The 21,110-nt window shown below is 36.3% G+C and carries 20 protein-coding genes; all 20 read left to right on the forward strand.

Features of this window, described 5'->3' with window-relative positions:
• Positions 1-2: 2 nt before the first annotated feature.
• The 20 genes from ftsL to CD172_RS08815 all read left to right on the forward strand — a co-directional run bounded on the left by ftsL (position 3) and on the right by CD172_RS08815 (position 21,107).
• Positions 3-416 (forward strand): cell division protein FtsL, encoded by a 414-nt coding sequence (gene ftsL, locus CD172_RS08720; protein WP_103346123.1) that lies wholly within the window; start codon positions 3-5, stop codon positions 414-416.
• Positions 397-2,538 carry a penicillin-binding protein gene (locus CD172_RS08725; protein ID WP_060550851.1) on the forward strand — a complete coding sequence of 714 codons (2,142 nt, stop codon included), beginning with the start codon at positions 397-399 and terminating at the stop codon, positions 2,536-2,538. The genes ftsL and CD172_RS08725 overlap by 20 nt, the downstream gene beginning before the upstream one ends.
• A 162-nt stretch (positions 2,539-2,700) precedes the next feature.
• Positions 2,701-3,666, forward strand: coding sequence for a phospho-N-acetylmuramoyl-pentapeptide-transferase (gene mraY / locus CD172_RS08730; protein WP_060550852.1), 966 nt, complete (start codon positions 2,701-2,703; stop codon positions 3,664-3,666).
• The gene (gene murD, locus CD172_RS08735) at positions 3,667-5,016 is read left to right on the forward strand and encodes a UDP-N-acetylmuramoyl-L-alanine--D-glutamate ligase (RefSeq protein WP_060550853.1); all 1,350 of its coding nucleotides are present in this window, start codon (positions 3,667-3,669) and stop codon (positions 5,014-5,016) included.
• A gap of 14 nt (positions 5,017-5,030) precedes the next feature.
• Positions 5,031-5,918 (forward strand): cell division protein FtsQ/DivIB, encoded by an 888-nt coding sequence (locus tag CD172_RS08740; RefSeq protein ID WP_103346124.1) that lies wholly within the window; start codon positions 5,031-5,033, stop codon positions 5,916-5,918.
• A 107-nt stretch (positions 5,919-6,025) separates the two neighbouring features.
• The gene (gene ftsA, locus CD172_RS08745; RefSeq protein ID WP_060550855.1) at positions 6,026-7,465 is read left to right on the forward strand and encodes a cell division protein FtsA; all 1,440 of its coding nucleotides are present in this window, start codon (positions 6,026-6,028) and stop codon (positions 7,463-7,465) included.
• A gap of 29 nt (positions 7,466-7,494) precedes the next feature.
• Positions 7,495-8,664, forward strand: a complete 1,170-nt coding sequence (ftsZ, locus tag CD172_RS08750) for a cell division protein FtsZ (protein ID WP_037564821.1) — start codon at positions 7,495-7,497, stop codon at positions 8,662-8,664.
• 179 nt (positions 8,665-8,843) lie between these two features.
• Positions 8,844-9,635 (forward strand): peptidoglycan editing factor PgeF, encoded by a 792-nt coding sequence (pgeF, locus tag CD172_RS08755; RefSeq protein ID WP_103346125.1) that lies wholly within the window; start codon positions 8,844-8,846, stop codon positions 9,633-9,635.
• Positions 9,636-9,661: 26 nt separating this feature from the next.
• Positions 9,662-10,336, forward strand: a complete 675-nt coding sequence (locus tag CD172_RS08760; RefSeq protein ID WP_037564817.1) for a YggS family pyridoxal phosphate-dependent enzyme — start codon at positions 9,662-9,664, stop codon at positions 10,334-10,336.
• Positions 10,337-10,341: 5 nt separating this feature from the next.
• Positions 10,342-10,965: a cell division protein SepF gene (locus CD172_RS08765; protein ID WP_103346126.1), complete on the forward strand. Its 624-nt coding sequence runs from the start codon at positions 10,342-10,344 to the stop codon at positions 10,963-10,965.
• Between the two features lie 11 nt (positions 10,966-10,976).
• Entirely contained in the window at positions 10,977-11,267 is a 291-nt protein-coding gene (locus tag CD172_RS08770; protein WP_060550858.1) for a YggT family protein, read from the forward strand.
• Positions 11,268-11,406: 139 nt separating this feature from the next.
• A complete protein-coding gene (locus CD172_RS08775) occupies positions 11,407-12,177 on the forward strand; it encodes a YlmH family RNA-binding protein (protein WP_103346127.1) in 771 nt (256 codons plus the stop codon).
• 23 nt (positions 12,178-12,200) lie between these two features.
• Positions 12,201-12,818, forward strand: a complete 618-nt coding sequence (locus CD172_RS08780) for a DivIVA domain-containing protein (RefSeq protein WP_103346128.1) — start codon at positions 12,201-12,203, stop codon at positions 12,816-12,818.
• Between the two features lie 189 nt (positions 12,819-13,007).
• A complete protein-coding gene (gene ileS, locus CD172_RS08785) occupies positions 13,008-15,755 on the forward strand; it encodes an isoleucine--tRNA ligase (RefSeq protein ID WP_103346129.1) in 2,748 nt (915 codons plus the stop codon).
• A gap of 447 nt (positions 15,756-16,202) precedes the next feature.
• Entirely contained in the window at positions 16,203-16,409 is a 207-nt protein-coding gene (locus CD172_RS08790) for a hypothetical protein (RefSeq protein WP_037564806.1), read from the forward strand.
• A 121-nt stretch (positions 16,410-16,530) separates the two neighbouring features.
• The gene (gene lspA / locus CD172_RS08795; protein ID WP_037564804.1) at positions 16,531-17,010 is read left to right on the forward strand and encodes a signal peptidase II; all 480 of its coding nucleotides are present in this window, start codon (positions 16,531-16,533) and stop codon (positions 17,008-17,010) included.
• A gap of 9 nt (positions 17,011-17,019) precedes the next feature.
• Entirely contained in the window at positions 17,020-17,940 is a 921-nt protein-coding gene (locus CD172_RS08800; RefSeq protein WP_060550861.1) for an RluA family pseudouridine synthase, read from the forward strand.
• A gap of 288 nt (positions 17,941-18,228) precedes the next feature.
• Positions 18,229-18,753, forward strand: coding sequence for a bifunctional pyr operon transcriptional regulator/uracil phosphoribosyltransferase PyrR (gene pyrR, locus CD172_RS08805; protein WP_037564802.1), 525 nt, complete (start codon positions 18,229-18,231; stop codon positions 18,751-18,753).
• A gap of 162 nt (positions 18,754-18,915) precedes the next feature.
• Complete coding sequence (locus CD172_RS08810) at positions 18,916-20,208, forward strand: uracil-xanthine permease family protein (RefSeq protein WP_037564799.1); 1,293 nt, start codon at positions 18,916-18,918, stop codon at positions 20,206-20,208.
• Positions 20,209-20,231: 23 nt separating this feature from the next.
• Positions 20,232-21,107 carry an aspartate carbamoyltransferase catalytic subunit gene (locus CD172_RS08815; protein ID WP_060550863.1) on the forward strand — a complete coding sequence of 292 codons (876 nt, stop codon included), beginning with the start codon at positions 20,232-20,234 and terminating at the stop codon, positions 21,105-21,107.
• Positions 21,108-21,110 lie beyond the last annotated feature (3 nt).

A 21,110-nucleotide genomic window follows, 5' to 3' on the forward strand; every position in this document is an offset into this window, starting at 1 on the left:
CAATGGCAGTAGAAAGAATATATGAACCATATCACCATGTAGAAGCGCAACCGCAAAGAAGACCTCAACCTCAAACGAGACCACAAACACAAACGCGTCAATCTCAAGTTAAAAAAACGGTCGTCGTTGGTTTGACAAGGTTTGAGAAAATGTTATACATATCGTTGATAACTATCATTGCCGTAATCAGTATCTATATGCTATCGTTAAAAATGGATGCATATGATACGAATGGAAAGATAGCAGATTTAAATCAAAAAATTGAAAAACAAACAAGTCAAAATAGCGCATTAGAAGCAGAAACAAAACAAAACGCATCATATAAACGCATCTATGATAAAGCCCAACAACAGGGTATGAGTCTAAAGAATGACAATGTAAAGGTAGTGCGTAAAAATGCCGAAACGCAAAATTAAGATTAAAAAAAATAAACTAGGAGCAGTCCTCCTTATTAGCTTTTTTGGACTGCTCTTTTTTCTATTGGTTTTGAGATATAGTTTCGTAATGTTAACAGGCCACTCCTCAGGTGAGGATTTAATTGTTAAAGCCAATCATAAATATTTAGCTAAACTCGAAGAACATGCAGAGCGTGGCAAAATCTTTGATCGAAATGGAAAGGTTTTGGCTGAAGATGTTGATCGTTTTCGATTAGCAGCTGTCTTAGATCCTAAAGCGAGTAAAGATTCCAAAAAGCCACGACACGTTAAAGATAAGAAAGAAACAGCGAAAAAATTAGCGAGAGTTATTGATATGTCTGAAAAAGACATTGAAAAAAGACTAGATAATAAAAAAGCTTTCCAAGTAGAGTTTGGAAAAGCGGGTAAAGGTTTAACATACCAAGACAAAGAGAAGATAGAAAAAATGAATTTGCCAGGAATAACCTTATACCCAGAAGTGCAGCGATTTTATCCTAACGGTAATTTTGCGTCACATTTAATTGGTTTGGCGCAAAAAGATCCGGATTCGGGTGAATTGAAAGGTGCGCTTGGTGTAGAAAAAATATTTGACAGTTATTTAACTGGAAAAAAAGGACATTCCTCTTTTACTACTGATATTTGGGGATATATTACTCCGAATTCTAAAAATGAAGTAGCACCTGAACGTGGAGACGATGTTCATTTAACCATTGACTCAAACATTCAAGTTTTTGTTGAGGAAGCGTTAGACAACATGGTTAAACGTTATGAACCTAAAGATTTATTTGCGGTAGTCATGGATGCTAAAACTGGTGAAGTTTTAGCGTTTAGCCAACGCCCAACTTTTAACCCAGAAACAGGCGAAGGTTTCGGGAAAAAATGGGCGAATGATTTGTATCAAAATACTTATGAACCAGGTTCAACGTTTAAGAGTTACGGATTAGCCGCAGCGATTCAAGAGGGTGAATTTGATCCTAAAAAGAAATATGAATCTGGCTATAGAGATATTCAAGGCTCTCGCATTTACGACTGGAATAAAAAAGGTTGGGGAGAAATTAACATGGGTCTTGGTTTCACGTATTCTTCCAACACTTTAATGATGAAACTTCAAGATTTAGTCGGTGCAGACAAAATGAAAACTTGGTATGAAAAATTTGGATTTGGTGAGAAAACTGGCAGTTTGTTTGATGGTGAAGCAAGCGGACATATTGCTTGGGATAATGAACTGATGCAAAAAACGTCTGCATTTGGACAGTCTACAACAGTGACACCAGCTCAAATGCTTCAAGCGCAGTCGGCCTTTTTCAATAAAGGGACAATGTTGCAACCTTATTTCATTCAGTCAATTATGAATCCCGTCGAGGATAAAACATTTTATAAAGGTGAACGCAAGGAAGCTGGAAAACCGATTACGAATGAGACTGCTGAAAAAGTGAAAAAACAACTTGATGAAGTTGTAAATAGTGAAAAAAGTAATGCTAAAAATTACCGCGTTGACGGTTATCGCATCGGTGGTAAAACGGGTACTGCACAAGTTGCTGACGAAAAAAATGGGGGATACGTTAAAGGTGCAAATCCGTATTTTGTGAGTTTTATCGGCCATGCGCCAAGTAAAGATCCTAGAATTGTTGTGTATGCGGGTATGAGTCTTGCCCAAAAACGCGACCAAGAAGCATATGAAATGGGTGTGAGCCGAGCGTTTGTACCAATCATGCAAAATACATTGCAATATTTAAATGTGGGTAACGAAGAAGTGAAAAATAATGGTAAACTGAATGAAGTACCTGACGTCACGAACCAATCTTTACAAAAAGCTGAAGATACGCTTAAAGGGAAATCATTTAACCCTGTCATCATAGGTAATGGCGAAAAAGTTGTAAATCAAAGTCCAGATCGCAATGTGAAGTTACTACCGAACAGTAACGTACTCGTAATGACAGATGGCGATCTAACAATGCCAGATATGACAGGATGGACGAGAGATGATTTAATAGCCTTTGAATCTCTAACCGGTATTAAAGTGAAAGTTACAGGAAGTGGTTTTGTGAAATCACAATCCATCTCACCACATGCTGCTATCAATAAAAAGCAACAAATTGAAGTAGAATTAAAATCGCAATAGTTTTGTACGCGTATCGAACATGACGCGCATAAACAATTGTAGATAACATGTAAACACTTGGGGGTGGAGCAACGAGTTCAAATGAGAGTTTGACTTCTGTTTCACCTCCAATTATATATTATTAATTAAATTAATCATGTTTGAATAAAAAGGAGAACGACTATGAGTTTTTTGATCGCAATTATCGCTTTTATCATTACGGCCGTCCTCGTGCCTGTATTGATTCCGACATTAAAAAGAATGAAATTTGGGCAAAGCATTCGTGAGGAAGGGCCCGAAAGCCATATGAAAAAAAACGGAACACCAACTATGGGTGGACTTACTTTTCTAATTAGCGCCATTGTCACAACTTTAATTGCAAGTTTTTTTGTGGATACCGCTAGCCCATTATTATTACTCGTATTTGTTACGTTAGGATTCGGTTTAATTGGTTTTATAGATGATTATATTATTGTTGTAAAGAAAAATAACCAAGGATTGACAAGTAAACAAAAGTTTTTAGCACAAATTGTTATCGCTGTAGTATTCTTTATTGTTGCTAAAGGAATGAATGCCTTCGACTTTTCAACAAGTATTAACTTACCGTTTACGGATATCTCAATTCCTTTATCGTTTGCATATGTGATCTTTATCATTTTTTGGCAAGTTGGTTTTTCAAATGCAGTTAACTTAACAGATGGATTAGATGGACTTGCAACAGGTTTATCAATCATCGGTTTTTCAATGTATGCCGTGATGAGTTTTATTTTGGCACAACCTGCGATAGGTTTATTTTGTGTGATTATGGTTGCCGCTTTAGCAGGATTTTTACCGTATAATATTAACCCAGCTAAAGTATTCATGGGAGATACAGGTAGTTTAGCGTTAGGTGGTATTTTTGCGACCATCTCAATTATGTTAAACCAAGAATTGTCACTATTATTTATCGGTCTAGTTTTCGTCCTTGAAACACTATCAGTGATGATTCAAGTTACTTCGTACAAATTAACAGGTAAACGCGTATTCAAAATGAGTCCACTTCACCATCATTTTGAGCTTGTTGGGTGGAGTGAATGGAAAGTAGTAGGTGTATTTTGGACAGTCGGTTTAATTTCTGGCCTTATCGGCTTATGGATAGGAGTGAGCTAATTGTTAAACTATACAGGTTTAAAAGGGAAAAAAGTACTCGTCATTGGGTTAGCAAAAAGTGGGTATGAGTGTGCGAAGTTGTTACACCTACTTGGAGCAGACGTTACTGTTAATGATGGTAAAGATTTATCGCACGATGCTCACGCGCATGATTTGGAGACTATGGGCATTAAAGTGGTAAGTGGCGCACATCCGCTTGCGTTGTTAGATGAATCTCCAATCATATTTAAAAATCCTGGTATTCCATATTCTATTTCTATTTTAGAAGAGGCAGAAAAACGAGGCTTGAAAATATTAACTGAAGTTGAATTAAGCTATTTAATTTCTGAAGCACCTATTATTGGTATTACTGGGACGAATGGCAAAACTACGGTGACATCTTTGATAGGAGACATGTTTAGCAAAAGTCGCGAAACAGGTCACCTTGCTGGTAATATTGGATATGTAGCATCAAAAGTGGCACAAGATGTGCGTGCAGATGAATATTTAGTGACTGAGTTATCCTCATTTCAACTTTTAGGCATTGAAAAGTACCGTCCACATATAGCAATCATAACGAATATCTATTCTGCACACCTAGATTATCATGGTGACTTAGAAAATTATCAAAACGCTAAAAAGCGTATATTTGAAAATCAAACAGAGCGCGACTACTTGATTTTTAATTATCATCAAAGACATTTAATTGATACGTCTAAAGTGAAATCAAAAATTATTTACTTTTCCACACAACAACCAGTAGATGGTATATATGTGGAGAATAACTACATCGTGTACAAAGGGATAAACCTTATACATTTAGATGACATTGTTTTGCCGGGTGAACACAACTTAGAAAATATTTTAGCAGCAATGATGGCTGCGATATTAGCTGGTATTTCAATTACCGCAATCATCCAATCTTTAACGACGTTTTCAGGTATTGAACATCGTCTTCAATACATTGGCAACAATAAGACAAACAAATATTACAATGACTCAAAAGCGACCAATACATTAGCGACACAGTTTGCATTGAATTCATTTAAACAACCTATCATTTGGTTGTGTGGTGGTCTTGACAGAGGTAATCAATTTGATGAGCTCATTCCTTATATGACAAATGTGCGTGTTATGATTACATTTGGAGAGACGCAAAACAAATTTGTGAAGTTAGGTGAAAGCCAAGGCAAGTATGTGTTAACTGCAAAAGATGTTGCAGAAGCTGTCGATTTAGTTCAAGGCATTATTGAGCCTAATGATGTTGTATTGCTTTCACCAGCGTGTGCAAGTTGGGATCAATATGACACATTTGAGCAACGTGGTGAAGTGTTTATCAATGCTTTCCGTAAACATTTACCATCACATTAAAGGGTGTGACATGAATGAGTGAACCGGTTAGAAAAATAGATAACGAATATATTAAAGAAAAGCGACGTAAACAATTAAAAAAAAGACGCCGATTTCAACGTAATTTAGTATTAGGTTTAGTAATTATCGTCTTTTGTATTGCGTTATTTATGTTTACACCGATAAGTAAGGTACATGATGCAGAAGTAAATGGCACGCATTTTGTACCTAAAAATGATGTAAAAAAAGAGTTGCAAATCAATCATCAACCTCGTGTGTATGCTTATGATTCAAAAGCAGCTATTGAACGGTTAGAAAAAAATCCACTTATTAAATCTATTGAAATTCACAAAGCATTTCCTAACACCATCATTGTAGATGTCAAAGAGCATGATCTCGTTGGCATTACACAAGAAAAAGACAAAGTAGTACCTATTATTGAGACTGGAAAAGTGATTAAAGATTTTGAAGGTACCGTCCCAAATGAAGTGCCATTTTTAAATGGATTTAAAGGGTCAGAAAAACGAAAAATGGTTGAAGCATTGCAAAAAATGGATCAAACGACACGCGCTCAAATTTCAGAAATCAATTTTGCACCTGAAAAAGATCAACCGAATCTTATTAGACTCTATATGAGAGATGGTATTGAAGTTTTAGGTAAAACAACGACAATAGCTAAAAAGCTAGAATATTATCCAAGTATGTCTCAAGCATTAGAAAAGGATGAATCAGGTAAATTAAAAAAATCAGGTTATATTGATTTGTCAGTCGGGGCAACATTTATTCCTTATGCAAATGAGAAAAATAATGACAATGGATCAGCGAGTTCACAAGAGCTTCAATCTGGTACTGCGACTGAAGATAAAGCAAAAGATGATTTACAAAAAGCATTAAATAAAATTAAAGAGAACGAAAAAGAATAAAAAGTCAAAAAAGTTTTAAAATCAACGTGTTTATAGTTCACATTGAAAGTGTGTTATTGTAAACTGTTTATAGTGTGAATAAGAATTATGTCAGGAGGTGCCTATCTATGGAAGAGCATTATTATGTGAGCGTAGATATAGGCTCATCAAGCGTTAAGGTAATCGTTGGTGAAAAATTTCATAATGGTATTAATGTGATAGGTACAGGGCAAACCTATACTAGTGGCATTAAAAATGGATTAATAGATGATTTTGATATTGCAAAACAAGCTATTAAAGATACGATTAAAAAGGCATCCATTGCGTCAGGTGTAGATATTAAAGAAGTCTTCCTTAAATTACCGATTGTGGGTACAGAGGTTTTTGATGAATCTAACGCGTTAGAGTTTCACGAAGATACAGAAATCAAAGGGACACATATTGAAAATGTTTTAGAAGGCATCCGTGAGAAAAATGTTGAACCCAACACTGAAGTCATTAACACATTCCCTTTAAAATTCGTTGTTGATGGAAACAATGAAGTGACAGACCCTAAAGAACTTGTTGCAAGACATTCATTAGAAGTAGATGCAGGAGTTATTGCCGTTCCACAAACATTGTTAATCAATATGATTAAATGTGTAGAAGCAAGCGGTGTAGATGTGTTAGATGTCTACTCAGATGCATATAACTATCGCTCTATTTTATCGGCTACGGAAAGAGAATTAGGTGCGTGTGTCATTGACATCGGTGAAGATTTAACACAAATTGCGTTTTATGAACGTGGAGAACTTGTAGATGCTGATGTTGTGACAATGGCTGGTAGACATATCACCGAAGACATTCAACAATTTTTAAATACTACATACGACACTGCTGAAAAAATCAAACAACAATATGGACATGCATTTTATGATTCAGCTTCTGATCAAGATGTGTTTACAGTAGAACAACTTGACAGTGAGACACCAGCACAGTTTACTCAAAAAGAACTCGCAGATGTCATTGAAGCACGTGTAGAAGATATTTTCTTTGAAGTGTTTGATGTATTGCAAGAACTACAACTTACAAAAGTAAATGGTGGTTTTGTAGTAACAGGTGGTTCAGCAAACTTATTAGGTGTTAAAGAATTATTAACAGATATGGTGAGTGAAAAAGTACGTATTCATACCCCTTCACAAATGGGAATTCGCAAACCAGAATTTTCTTCAGCAATTTCCACAATTTCTAGTAGTATTGCTTTTGATGAATTATTGGATTATGTTACAATTAGTAATCATGATGACGAGGAAATTGAAGAAGAAGTTATCGTAGATGAAACACCACGACACGAATCTCGAATGGGTGGTTTTGATGGCTTCTTTAAAAAGAAAAACAAGAAACACTCGGACGACAGAATGGAAACAGAACGAACAAATCATGATGCAGGTTATCATGACAATGAAAGATATGAAAAATATGATGATTATGAACTTGAAACTGAACGAGATGGAAGACATGCAAATGGTGAACCACATCAACAAGAAGAAAGTAAGTTCAAAAAAATTATGAGATCATTATTTGAGTAATTGGCTACAAAGATTAGGAGGAATTGTAAATGTTAGAATTTGAACAAGGATTTAATCATTTGGCGACACTTAAAGTCATCGGTGTCGGTGGTGGCGGTAATAATGCCGTTAACCGAATGATAGATCACGGAATGAATAATGTTGAATTTATTGCAATCAATACAGATGGACAAGCTTTAAACTTATCTAAAGCGGAATCAAAAATTCAAATTGGTGAAAAATTAACGCGTGGTTTAGGTGCGGGTGCTAACCCTGAAATCGGTAAAAAAGCTGCTGAAGAATCACGTGAACAAATTGAAGATGCAATTCAAGGTGCAGACATGGTATTCGTTACTGCTGGTATGGGTGGCGGTACTGGTACAGGTGCAGCACCAGTTGTAGCCAAAATTGCTAAAGAAATGGGTGCACTTACTGTTGGTGTTGTAACACGACCTTTTAGTTTTGAAGGACGTAAACGTCAAACTCAAGCTGCTGCAGGTGTAGAATCTATGAAAGCTGCAGTGGATACATTAATCGTTATCCCTAACGATCGCTTACTTGATATCGTAGACAAATCAACACCTATGATGGAAGCATTTAAGGAAGCTGACAATGTTTTACGTCAAGGTGTTCAAGGTATTTCAGATTTAATTGCTGTATCAGGTGAAGTAAACTTAGACTTTGCTGACGTTAAAACAATTATGTCGAACCAAGGTTCAGCATTAATGGGTATTGGTGTATCTTCAGGCGAAAATAGAGCGGTTGAAGCAGCGAAAAAAGCAATTTCTTCACCATTACTTGAAACGTCAATTGTGGGTGCACAAGGTGTGCTTATGAATATCACAGGTGGCGAATCATTATCATTATTTGAAGCGCAAGAAGCTGCTGATATCGTACAAGATGCGGCAGATGAAGATGTTAACATGATTTTCGGTACTGTAATTAATCCTGAATTACAAGATGAAATTGTGGTTACAGTCATCGCTACTGGTTTTGAAGATAAACCATCTTCACAAGCGCGTAAGCAACAAAGTACTACTGGATTTGGAAGCAGTGCACAAAGTACACCAAGCAGAGAATCAAACTTTGGTGGTACCCACGCTTCATCACACGACGACAGAGAATTAGAAAATGGTCGTAGTCATAGTACAAATGATGATGATATTCCAAGCTTTATTCGTAATAGAGAAGAGCGCCGTTCAAGAAGAACACGTCGTTAATCCACTACCAATATCATCATAAGAAGATATGACATATAAGAGCATGAGTTGTATTGATGACGTTTAATATATACATGCTCACATAGTAGATAGATGATTGCTAGGGCAAAGGTGACTATTTCATTGTCCTAGCTTTTTATATTTTTATTGCAGTGTGTTCAATCAAGGGGGCGTATCGTATGAAAGCATTTATTCCTGCAGGTCATTATTTAAATTATGCACCTAGCCAAGAGCACGGTGTGTGCATTGGCATGACGACACGTCAAGGTGGTTTAAGTCCATTTCCGTCTCAGGCATTTAACATGGCGCGTTATATTAATGATGATCCGAAACACATTTCTGAACATCAACGTATACTTGCAAATGAAATTGGTTTTCCAACGTCCCAATGGGTGTTCCCAATTCAAACCCATGAAGCGAAAGTAGTCGAAGTGACAGCCAAAGATTGTGGCGCGAATATTTCTGAACTTGATGATACATGCTTATACGGTGTGGATGGTTTATATACGTATGAAAAAGACGTACTCCTAACGATGTGCTACGCTGATTGTGTACCTGTTTATTTTTATAGTCCTAAACATCACTTTATCGGACTTGCACATGCAGGTTGGCGTGGTACAGTGGGATGTATCGTGCATCATATATTAGATGCGTTTCCATATGCTTATGAAGATTTATATATAGTGATGGGGCCATCGACTTCAAATAGTTATGAAATTAATGATGATATTTTACGTCAATTTGAACAATTACCTATTGATATAACGCAATATGTCGAGCATCGTGGTGCCGATAGACATGGTATCGATTTAAAATTAGCAAATCAATTATTATGTGAGCAACGCGGTGTACCTCGAGAGAACATTTATCGCACAACCCATGCCACTTCTGAAAATTTAGAGTTATTTTTCTCATATCGAATCGAGAAAGGGAATACTGGTCGCATGTTAGCTTTTATAGGACAACATTGAGCTGTATTGAGGAAAGGACGAAAACAATGTCAGTTGTAGAAAATTATGATTATATTCAATCAAAAATAAAAAAACATCTTGCTAAAGTTGGTTTGAAGTCGATGCCTCGCGTGATTGCAGTTACAAAATATGTTACAATAGAGCGAGCTAAAGAGGCCTATGATGCTGGTATTCGAGATTTTGGTGAAAATAGAATTGAAGGGTTTTTAGATAAAAAGGCGGCTTTACCAAATGATGTAACGATGCATTTTATTGGATCATTGCAATCACGAAAAGTAAAAGAAGTCATTAATGAGATTGATTATTTACATGCATTGGATCGTGATAGTTTAGCCAAAGAAATCAGCAAACGCGCAACACACACTATTAAATGTTTTGTGCAAGTAAACGTCGCGGGTGAAGCTTCTAAACACGGCCTATCATTAGATCAGGTTGTGCCTTTTATCCAAAATCTTTCAAAATATGAGCACATTGAAGTTGTAGGTCTAATGACAATGGCACCATATATTGATGATGAAGATCAATTGAAAGACATATTTACACAATTAAAATCAAAACGTGATGATATTCAAGCTTTAAAATTAAATTACGCTCCATGTACTGAATTATCAATGGGGATGAGTAACGATTACGCCATTGCCACTGAAGCAGGTGCAACATATGTGCGTATCGGAACAAGCTTAGTAGGAAAAGAGGAGTGAGAGTATTGGCTATTAAAGATTTATTCAATGGCTTTTTCACGATCGAGGAAGAAGAAGACGACTTTATCGAAGAAGAAGAAGAAGAAGAAGAACGCCGTGAACGCGCACGTGAACGAGAACTAGAAAAACTAAGAGAAGTTGATACAAATCAAGGATCAGCTTCAAATCAACGCTATACATCATCGACACATGCAACAGAACGACCAAGAACATTACAATCCGTACCTAAAAAACAGTCATCCAGAATTAAATCTATGCATAATGAACGTAAATATCAAGTTGCGAAAGACCCTGCGACGCAACAAGGGAATGTGGTAAGTATGACACAAACATCAGATTCATTTTCAAATGGTAGCTCTAAAATGTGCTTATTTGAGCCACGCGTGTTTTCTGACACACAAGATATTGCTGATGAATTGAAAAATCGCCGTGCAACGTTAGTCAATTTGCAGCAAATTGATGCTGTATCTGCAAAACGTATCATCGACTTCTTAAGTGGTACAGTATATGCGATAGGTGGCGATATCCAACGCGTAGGCGCTGATATTTTCCTATGTACACCAGACAACGTAGAAGTAGCTGGTAGTATTTCTGAGCACATTGATGCCATTGAAAATCAATATGAATAAGGGAGACATCCATGAGCATACACACATTACAAACCATATTCGAATTTTTAATATTTGTAGTTAGAATCTATTCCTATGGAATGATTGTTTATATTTTCATGTCATGGTTACCTGGTGCACGAGAAAGTGTAGTGGGCCAATTCATGGCTAAAATCTATGAGCCGTATTTAGAGCCATTTAGACGTATCATTCCACCATTAGGGATGATTGATTTATCACCAATCGTCGCGTTTATTGTGCTTAATTTATTCCAAAGAGGTCTTTTTGAGATTTATCGTTTAATTGTGACATACTTATTCTAATTAAAACTATATTTAAGATAAATGTCGTAATTTGCGAACGCTTATTATGAACCTATAAATCAACGCAAAGGGGTAAGGACATCCAAACTGTCCCACCCCTTTTTTAACTATCACAAGTTCAAAAAGGAGCATCGGTGCTATGGACCTTTATCAACATTTCAGAGCTGAAGAACGTCAAACTATAGATATGTTGACAGATAAAGCGAGACAAGCGGATATGCAGTATAGTCCAATATTAACTGCTTTTTTAGATCCACGTGATCAATATATATTAAAGGTCATTGTAGGGAGTTTCCCATCATTGACTTGTCATTTTTTCGGTGGTCCTCATAGTGAACGTCAGCGCGCGATTATTGCTCCTGACTACTTTGAACCCGAGCCTGATGATTTTGAAGTAAGTTTAATCGACATCGACTATCCGGAAAAATTTGTGACACTTCAACATCAACACGTGTTAGGGACGCTAATGTCATTAGGGATTGAACGTGACCAAATTGGTGACATATTAGTAGGAGAGCGAATACAGTTCGTTTTGACAAATCAAATTAAATCTTATATTATGATGGAATTAACACAAATAAAAGGTGCTGCAGTTAAACTTAATGTTGTATCAATTGAAAATATGATAAAATCTAAAGAGCAATGGCAAACACACCAAACAACTGTAAGTGGGATGCGTTTAGATGTGGTGTTGAAAGACATGATACGTAAATCACGAACGATTTCACAAACACTCATTCAACGTAAACGTGTCAAAGTCAATCATACCCTTATCGAAGCCGTAGATTTTCAACTGGAGGAAGGCGATTTACTATCCGTCCAAGGTTATGGTAGGGCGAAAGTGATACACATTGGTGAGCGCACGAAAAGAGATAAATTAAGATTAACCTATCAAACGTTATTTAAATAGTGTATGATAAAGGAGGAAATGACATGGCTTTTACCCCAAGTGAAATTAAAAATAAATCTTTTACACGTATCAAAAATGGTTTTGAACCGACAGAAGTTGAACAATATTTGGAACAATTAAGTACTGAAATTGAACGTTTAAAAGAAGATAAAAAACAACTTGAAAAAGTTTTAGAAGAAAGAGATGCACATATCCAATCTTTTAAAGATGTTGAAAAGTCGGTAGGAGAAGCGATTGTAAGTGCACAACGCGCTGCGGATGAAACAAAAGCTGCAGCACAAATAGAACATGATGCAATCGTTCAAAAAGCACATGCTGAAGCCAATCGTATAGTCAATGATGGTATTGAAAAAGCACGTCGCTTATCATTCCAAACTGAAGATATGAAGCGTCAGTCTAAAATTTTCCGTTCACGTTTCAGAATGCTTGTTGAAGCGCAACTCGATTTACTTAAAAGTGATGACTGGGAGTATTTACTTAACTATGATCTTGACGCACAACAAGTGACTGAAGAAAACTTCCACCATTTACATCAGCAAGACATTACTGCACAAGAGCAACAACAAGCACAAGCAAAACCTGAAGCACAACAATCTACTGAAAATAAAAAACAAAATGATGGAGACGCGCAAGAGAAGTAAGTTTTACCACAGCGAGTTAGGATTGGTGAGAGCCTAACGTAGACCCTTTTCTTGTATCACTCACATTGTTGATGAATATATTTATTATAAGAGAACTCTAAGCTGAGTTAATGAGGGTGGTACCGCGGCATAAGTCGTCCCTTTAATTGAGCTTAGAGTTCTTTTTATATTTAAAGGAGTGTATGAATGATGGATTATAAAGAGACGTTGTTAATGCCTAAAACGAAATTTCCTATGCGTGGTGGATTACCAAATAAAGAACCGCAAATCCAAGCAGAATGGGAAGAAAAACAACTTTATGACAAAATGTTAAAGAAAAATGAGGGGAATACACCTTTCATTTTGCATGATGGACCACCATATGCAAATGGTAATTTACATATGGGACATGCGTTAAATAAAATTTTAAAAGATTTTATTGTACGTTACAAAACGATGCAAGGGTTTTATACACCTTTTGTTCCAGGTTGGGATACTCATGGTTTACCAATCGAACAAGCCTTAACGAAAAAAGGTGTTAAACGTAAAGAAATGTCTACAGCAGACTTCAGAAAAAAATGTGAAGCATTTGCATTAGAACAAATCGAATTGCAGAAAAAAGATTTTAAACGTCTAGGTGTGAATGGTGACTTTAATAATCCATATATTACACTTAAACCTGAATATGAAGCTGCTCAAATTCGTTTGTTTGGTGAAATGGCTGACAGAGGATTAATTTATAAAGGTAAAAAACCGGTATATTGGTCGCCATCAAGTGAGTCATCATTAGCTGAAGCTGAAATTGAATATCACGATAAACGTTCAGCGTCTATTTATGTTGCTTTTGAAGTTAAAGATGCAAAAGGCACTGTAGATGAAGATGCCAAGTTTATTATTTGGACAACGACGCCTTGGACTTTACCTGCCAATGTTGCAATTTCTGTACATCCAGAATTGACTTATGTACAAATGAATGTCGATGGTGAAAAATATGTCATTGCAGAAGCATTAGTCGACAATGTTGCAGAAGCATTAGAATGGAATAAAGAAACGGTTGTTCGTGAAAAAGAATTTAAAGGTTCTGAGCTAGAGTACGTTGAAACAGCACATCCATTTATTGACCGCGTGTCACTTGTTATCAATGGTACACATGTTACGACAGACGCTGGTACAGGTTGTGTCCATACAGCACCTGGTCATGGTGAAGATGACTATATCGTAGGTCAGAAATATGGTTTGGATGTGATTAGTCCAGTTGATGATAAAGGTGTGTTTACTGAAGAAGCAGGTCAATTTGCGGGCATGTTCTATGATAAAGCAAATAAAGACATTACAGAATTGTTAACTGAAAAAGGTGCATTACTCAAATTAAACTTCATTACACATAGTTACCCGCATGATTGGCGTACGAAAAAACCTGTTATTTTCCGTGCAACACCACAATGGTTTGCCTCAATTTCAAAAGTACGTGAAGATATTTTAGATGCAATTGATCACACAATGTTTAAAGTAGATTGGGGTAAGACGCGTATTTACAACATGATTCGTGACCGTGGTGAATGGGTCATTTCGCGTCAACGTGTTTGGGGCGTTCCGCTTCCAGTTTTCTATGCTGAAAATGGTGACACGATTATGACTAAAGAGACAGTAAATCATGTTGCAGATTTATTTGAAAAACACGGCTCTAATATTTGGTTTGAGCGTGATGCAAAAGACTTATTACCAGAAGGGTTTACTCATGAAGGTAGTCCAAATGGTGTATTCACGAAAGAAGAAGACATTATGGACGTGTGGTTTGACTCTGGTTCATCACATCGTGGTGTGTTAGAAGGACGCCCTGAGTTAAGTTATCCAGCAGATATGTATTTAGAAGGTAGTGACCAATATCGTGGTTGGTTTAACTCTTCAATTACGACTTCTGTAGCAACACGAGGTATTTCACCTTATAAGATGTTGTTATCTCACGGTTTTGTTATGGACGGTGAAGGTAAAAAAATGAGTAAATCTTTAGGTAATGTCATCGTTCCAGATACCATTGTTAAACAAAAAGGTGCTGACATAGCACGTTTATGGGTATCATCTGTGGATTATTTAGCAGACGTACGTATTTCTGAAGAGATTTTAAAACAAGTGGCTGATGTATATCGTAAAATTCGTAACACGTTACGCTTCTTACTTGGTAATGTGAGTGATTACAATCCAAATACAGATAGCATTTCAGAAGACCGTTTATTAGAAGTTGATCGTTACGTATTACATCGTTTTAGAGAATTTAAAAACAGCACGTTAGATCATTTTGATCACTTTGATTATCTTGATATCTATCAAGAAGTTCAAAACTTCATCAATGTAGAACTTAGTAACTTCTATTTAGATTATGGTAAAGATATTTTATATATCGAAGCTAAAGATGCGCATAAACGCCGTAGTATGCAAACGGTACTTTATGAAATCTTGATTGATTTAACGAAACTATTAGCACCAATCATTCCACATACTGCTGATGAAGTATGGTCTTATATTGAACAGCAACCAGAAGAAAGTGTTCATTTATCAAATTTACCTGAGCGTCAAGATGTTGATCGTGAATTAATCGAAAAATGGACGACATTTATGAGTTTACGTGATGATGTTAACCGTGCATTAGAACAAGCACGTAATGAAAAAATCATCGGTAAATCATTACAAGCGAAAGTGAAGATTGGAAATAGTACTTCATTTGACACAACGTCATTCTTAAGTCAATTTGAAGATTTACATCAACTCTTTATTGTGTCACAAGTAGAAGTTGTTGAGTCACCGAATGGTCAAGATTACCAATATGCGAACATCGCGATTGAACATGCTGAAGGAGAGCAATGTGCGCGTTGTTGGAACTATTCAAATGATTTAGGATCAGTAGGTGAAATGACTGCATTATGTCCGCGCTGTCAAGAAGTTGTTAAAACATTAAAATAATACATGCGTGAGATATAAACCTATACTTTCAATGTTAATAAAATTTAGTTTGGTGTTTTGCCTCCAAGTTCATCTCGTTATGAATTTGGGGGCTTTATTTCATTCCACACTGTATTCAAAAAAATGCTTATTTTAATATGTATTGACATCTAAATGATTAATATGAGTGCGTTTATGTCATCATCATTGCCAATTGGCTTAACAAAAGAGGTTATGCCTAGTGATATGAAAGCGGTGATACAATGCGGTTGATATACGTGTGCTTTTATGTAAAAAGAAACGTAAATACACTTTAGAATTATGTCTACATAAAATTTAAGGTAAAATTAATGTAATATAATATATTATTTAGTATTTTTAGTCTCTATTTGTGTTACGCTTTTATCGTTAATCAACGTCAACTATCAAAATCTTTAAATAATGGTTTTATATTAAGGGAGTGACACAATGGGGAAATATTTTATTTGCGGACTGATATTTGCTATGGTCGTATTTTTAGCGGAAACGGTGAAACACTTAACATTTAATCAAATTTATTATGGTAATATGTTAGGATTTTCAAATTTTCTAGACGTTTTAGTTACAACAGTTTTAGGTTATGCATTTGGAGTATTAATGGCAATGTTATTATATATTAAAAAATCGAGAAGATAATGGTAAGTGTGTTTATAAATGCAATCATATTCAAGAATAAGTGATTACAATTAAAGTATATGATTGGAAATGACATTTTCATGGTATAATGATGGAATGTAAGTAGAAAGGATTTTAAACGATGAAGAAAAAATACTTTTTAGGTTTATCCATCTTCACAGTAATTATAGTCTTAATTGCTGACCAATTGACGAAATGGCTAATAGTCGCACAAATGACAGTTGGGGAATCGTTTACTGTTATACCAAATGTTTTAGCGATAACATCACATCGCAACAATGGTGCTGCTTGGGGTATTCTAAGTGGCCATATGCCATTTTTCTATATCATAACGGTCGTTATTTTAATCGCACTCATTTATTTCTATGTTAAAGAAGCGCAAGGTCACTTACTCATGCAATTTTCAATTAGTTTATTAATTGCTGGAGCTTTAGGAAATTTTATAGATCGTGTATTGAATGGTGAAGTTGTAGATTTTATCGATACGAAGATTTTTGGATATGATTTTCCGATTTTTAATATTGCAGATTCGAGCTTAACAATCGGCGTTATTTTACTAATTATCGTGTTGGTATTTTCGACACAACGTGAAAAAGGATAGGTGAGTACCATGCAAAAACATGAATTTAAAATTGAAGATGCATCTTTAGCGTTACAACGTATTGATAAAGTATTACCTCAATTCAATCAAGAGTGGTCTCGCAGTCAAATTCAGGATTGGATTAAGGAAGGTCAAGTTAAGGTAAACGATAAAGTTGTAAAATCAAATTATAAAGTGAAATTGAATGATAGCATTGAAGTGACAGAAGCAGAACTCATTGAAGCGGATATTAAACCAGAAAATTTAAATTTAGACATTTATTATGAAGATGAAGATGTCGCGATTGTATACAAACCCAAAGGCATGGTTGTGCATCCATCTGCGGGTCATTACTCCGGTACTTTAGTCAACGGATTAATGTATCAAATAAAAGATTTATCTGGAATTAATGGCGAAATTCGCCCGGGCATTGTGCATCGTATCGATAAGGATACGTCAGGATTATTAATGGTTGCAAAAAATGATGTGGCACACCGTCACCTTGTTGAGCAATTAATGGCGAAAACCGTGACGCGAAAATATACCGCACTTGTTCATGGTCACATCCCACATGAATTCGGTACTATCGAGGCTCCCATTGGTCGTAATCAGAATGATCGTCAATCCATGGATGTGGTTGATAATGGTAAAGAAGCCATTACGCATTTTAATGTGATCGAAAACTTTAAAAATTATACACTGGTAGAATGTCAGCTTGAAACTGGACGCACACACCAAATTCGTGTGCACATGAAATATATTGGTTTTCCACTTGTTGGGGATCCAAAGTATGGACCGAAAAAAACACGAGATATTGGTGGACAAGCGTTGCATGCTGGGTTAATTGGATTTACACACCCACGTACAGGTGAGTATATTGAACGTAGTGCACCGCTTCCTGAAGCGTTTGAAGCACTTATTGAAGCAATACGTCAAGAAGATGTAACTTAAAACGTAAAATGTTACGATTCTCACTTTGACAATTGCGTCTAAAAACGTTATGATGGTTTACAGTAAATAAATGAAGTCTTTAAATATGAGTCCCGTGAGGCTTGAAAGACATGAAACGTATACATTAATGTAGGCGCGTTTTGTTTTGTTCTGTGAAGCAAAATAAAATGAGTCGTTACTTTAACATATTCACTCATGTCTTATTACAGACATGAGTTTTTTATGTCTCAATCATAGCTCATTAATATGAAATCAAATCAATCATGCCTTTCGAAAGGAATGTGAACTATGGCAGAACGTATTATTTTAGATGAATCAGCAATTAACCGTACATTGACACGCATTGCACATGAAATTCTGGAATATAATAAGGGTTCTGAAAATTTGGCTTTGTTAGGGATTAAGACACGTGGTGAATTTTTGGCAAAGCGTATCCAACAAAAGATACAACAAATAGAAAATGTTTCTGTACCAACGGGAACAATTGACATTACCCAATTTCGTGATGATGTCGAAATGCGCGATGTGGCGTTAGCGCAATCTTTCGACATAGATATAGATTTAAATGATCGCATCGTCATTATTGTTGACGATGTACTGTACACTGGACGCACAGTACGTGCATCATTAGATGCTATTTTATTACATCGACGTCCCAAAAAAATAGGTCTCGCAACACTCGTGGATCGTGGTCACCGAGAGTTACCCATCCGCGCAGATTTTGTAGGTAAAAATATACCGACATCACATGAAGAATCTGTTGAAGTGTTCTTGTCCGAAGTAGATGATCGTAACGCCGTCATAATTCAATAACCACCTTTTAATTCAGTACGAGAGACTGACAAAGGTACCCTCAAAATGATTCATAGGATGCATGTCGCTACACCTTCATCGGCATCACTATATCATTTTGATTACCCATGTCTCTTAACTGAATAAAGTTAAGAGATTTTTTTTATAAAAGGAGATATCAAAATGCAAAATGAAGAAATGTTTAAACGTACAGTACAACCCGTTTTAGATGTACATGAAAAACCAAAACCAGCACAATGGGCTTTTTTAAGCATACAGCATTTATTTGCGATGTTTGGTGCGACAGTACTCGTGCCTTTCTTAACAGGGCTACCAGTATCCTCGGCGTTACTCGCATCGGGGGTGGGAACGCTCCTTTATATCTTAATTACTAAAGGGAAAATACCCGCGTATTTAGGATCAAGCTTTGCCTTTATCACACCCATCATTACTGGTTTGAGTACAAATAGTTTAGGCGATATGTTAGTTGCTTTATTTATGAGTGGGGTCATGTATGTCATTATCGGTATTGCTATTAAATTAAGCGGTACGAACTGGCTCATGAACATCTTACCACCTGTCGTTGTCGGTCCTGTCATTATGGTTATTGGATTAAGTCTTGCACCTACTGCAGTGAATATGGCAATGTTTGAAAACTCAGGGGATATGAAAGGATATAACTTAACGTATGTCGCTGTAGCAGCAATTACATTATTTGTCACATTGATTGTACAAGGCTTTGCAAAAGGATTTTTCTCACTTATCCCGGTGCTTATCGGTATCATTGTTGGCTACATTGCAGCAATTATTTTCGGCATAGTGGATTTTAGCAAAGTTCAAGACGCAGCATGGTTACAATTTCCGGATATTTACATACCGTTTGCAGATTATCAACCTTCTATACACCTCGGCTTAATAGCAGTGATGTTACCCATTGTATTCGTCACTGTAAGTGAGCATATTGGGCATCAAATGGTGATTAACAAAATAGTAGGTCGTAATTTCTTTGAAGATCCAGGTTTACATCGGTCAATCATCGGTGACGGGGTGTCCACAATGTTTTCGAGCATCATTGGTGGACCACCAAGTACGACGTATGGTGAAAACATTGGGGTACTAGCAATTACAAAAATCTATAGCATTTATGTAATCGCAGGGGCTGCTGTGATTGCCATCATGCTTGGATTTGTTGGAAAATTTACAGCATTGATTTCATCTATCCCAACACCTGTTATGGGTGGTGTATCCATTCTGCTTTTCGGAACAATTGCAGCGAGTGGCTTACGAATGATTGTTGAAAGTCAGGTGGATTTTGCGCAAAACCGAAATTTAGTCATTGCGTCAGTCATTTTAGTGATTGGTATTGGTAATATGATGCTTAACTTATCAGATTTAGGTGTTAAGTTGACAATCGAAGGTATGGCATTATCAGCAACAGCAGGAATCGTTTTAAATCTCTTACTACCAAAACGTTAGACACATTCAAAGGAGGACATATGATGCAACATTTAGTTTCAATGGAAAAGTTATCAACTGAAGACATTAAACACCTTATAGAAGTCGCTTCACAATATAAACATGGAGAAGTCAGACCAAGTTTAAAAGGGAAATATATTGCTAATTTGTTTTTCGAGAATTCAACACGTACAAAATGCAGTTTTGAAATGGCAGAACATCGTCTAGAGATGAAACAAATCAATTTTGAAATAGCGACGTCATCTGTGCAAAAAGGAGAATCCCTATATGATACATGTCGAACGTTACAAAGTATAGGGTGTGACGCGCTCGTTATCCGTCATCATGAGAACAACTATTATGACGAATTGTTACATATGGGTATACCGATTATTAACGCTGGTGATGGTAGTGGACAACATCCGACGCAAAGCTTACTGGATTTAATGACGATTTACGAAGCGTTTGGACGTTTTGAAGCGCTTAATATCGTCATTTGTGGTGACATTAAAAACTCACGGGTTGCACGTAGTAATTATCAAAGTTTAACAGCTTTAGGGGCAAACGTTGTGTTTTCAAGTCCTGACATTTGGCAAGATGAGACGATGGGAGGAACGTATGTAGATTTAGATGATGTGATTGATAAGGTCGATATTGTCATGTTGCTCCGTGTACAACATGAACGTCATGATGAAGGCGACATCACGTTTGATGCAAAAGCATATCACGCGCAATACGGGTTAAATGAAGCACGGTACAACAGGTTAAAAGAGGATGCTATTATAATGCATCCCGCGCCAGTTAATCGCAATGTAGAGATTGCTGATGCGTTAGTAGAAGCGCCAAAGTCTAGAATTTTTAAGCAAATGCAAAACGGTGTGTATTTAAGAATGGCAGTATTAACGGAAACGATTCGATAAGGG

This window comes from Staphylococcus agnetis (genome assembly GCF_002901865.1).
In the GTDB taxonomy this organism is placed as follows: domain Bacteria; phylum Bacillota; class Bacilli; order Staphylococcales; family Staphylococcaceae; genus Staphylococcus; species Staphylococcus agnetis.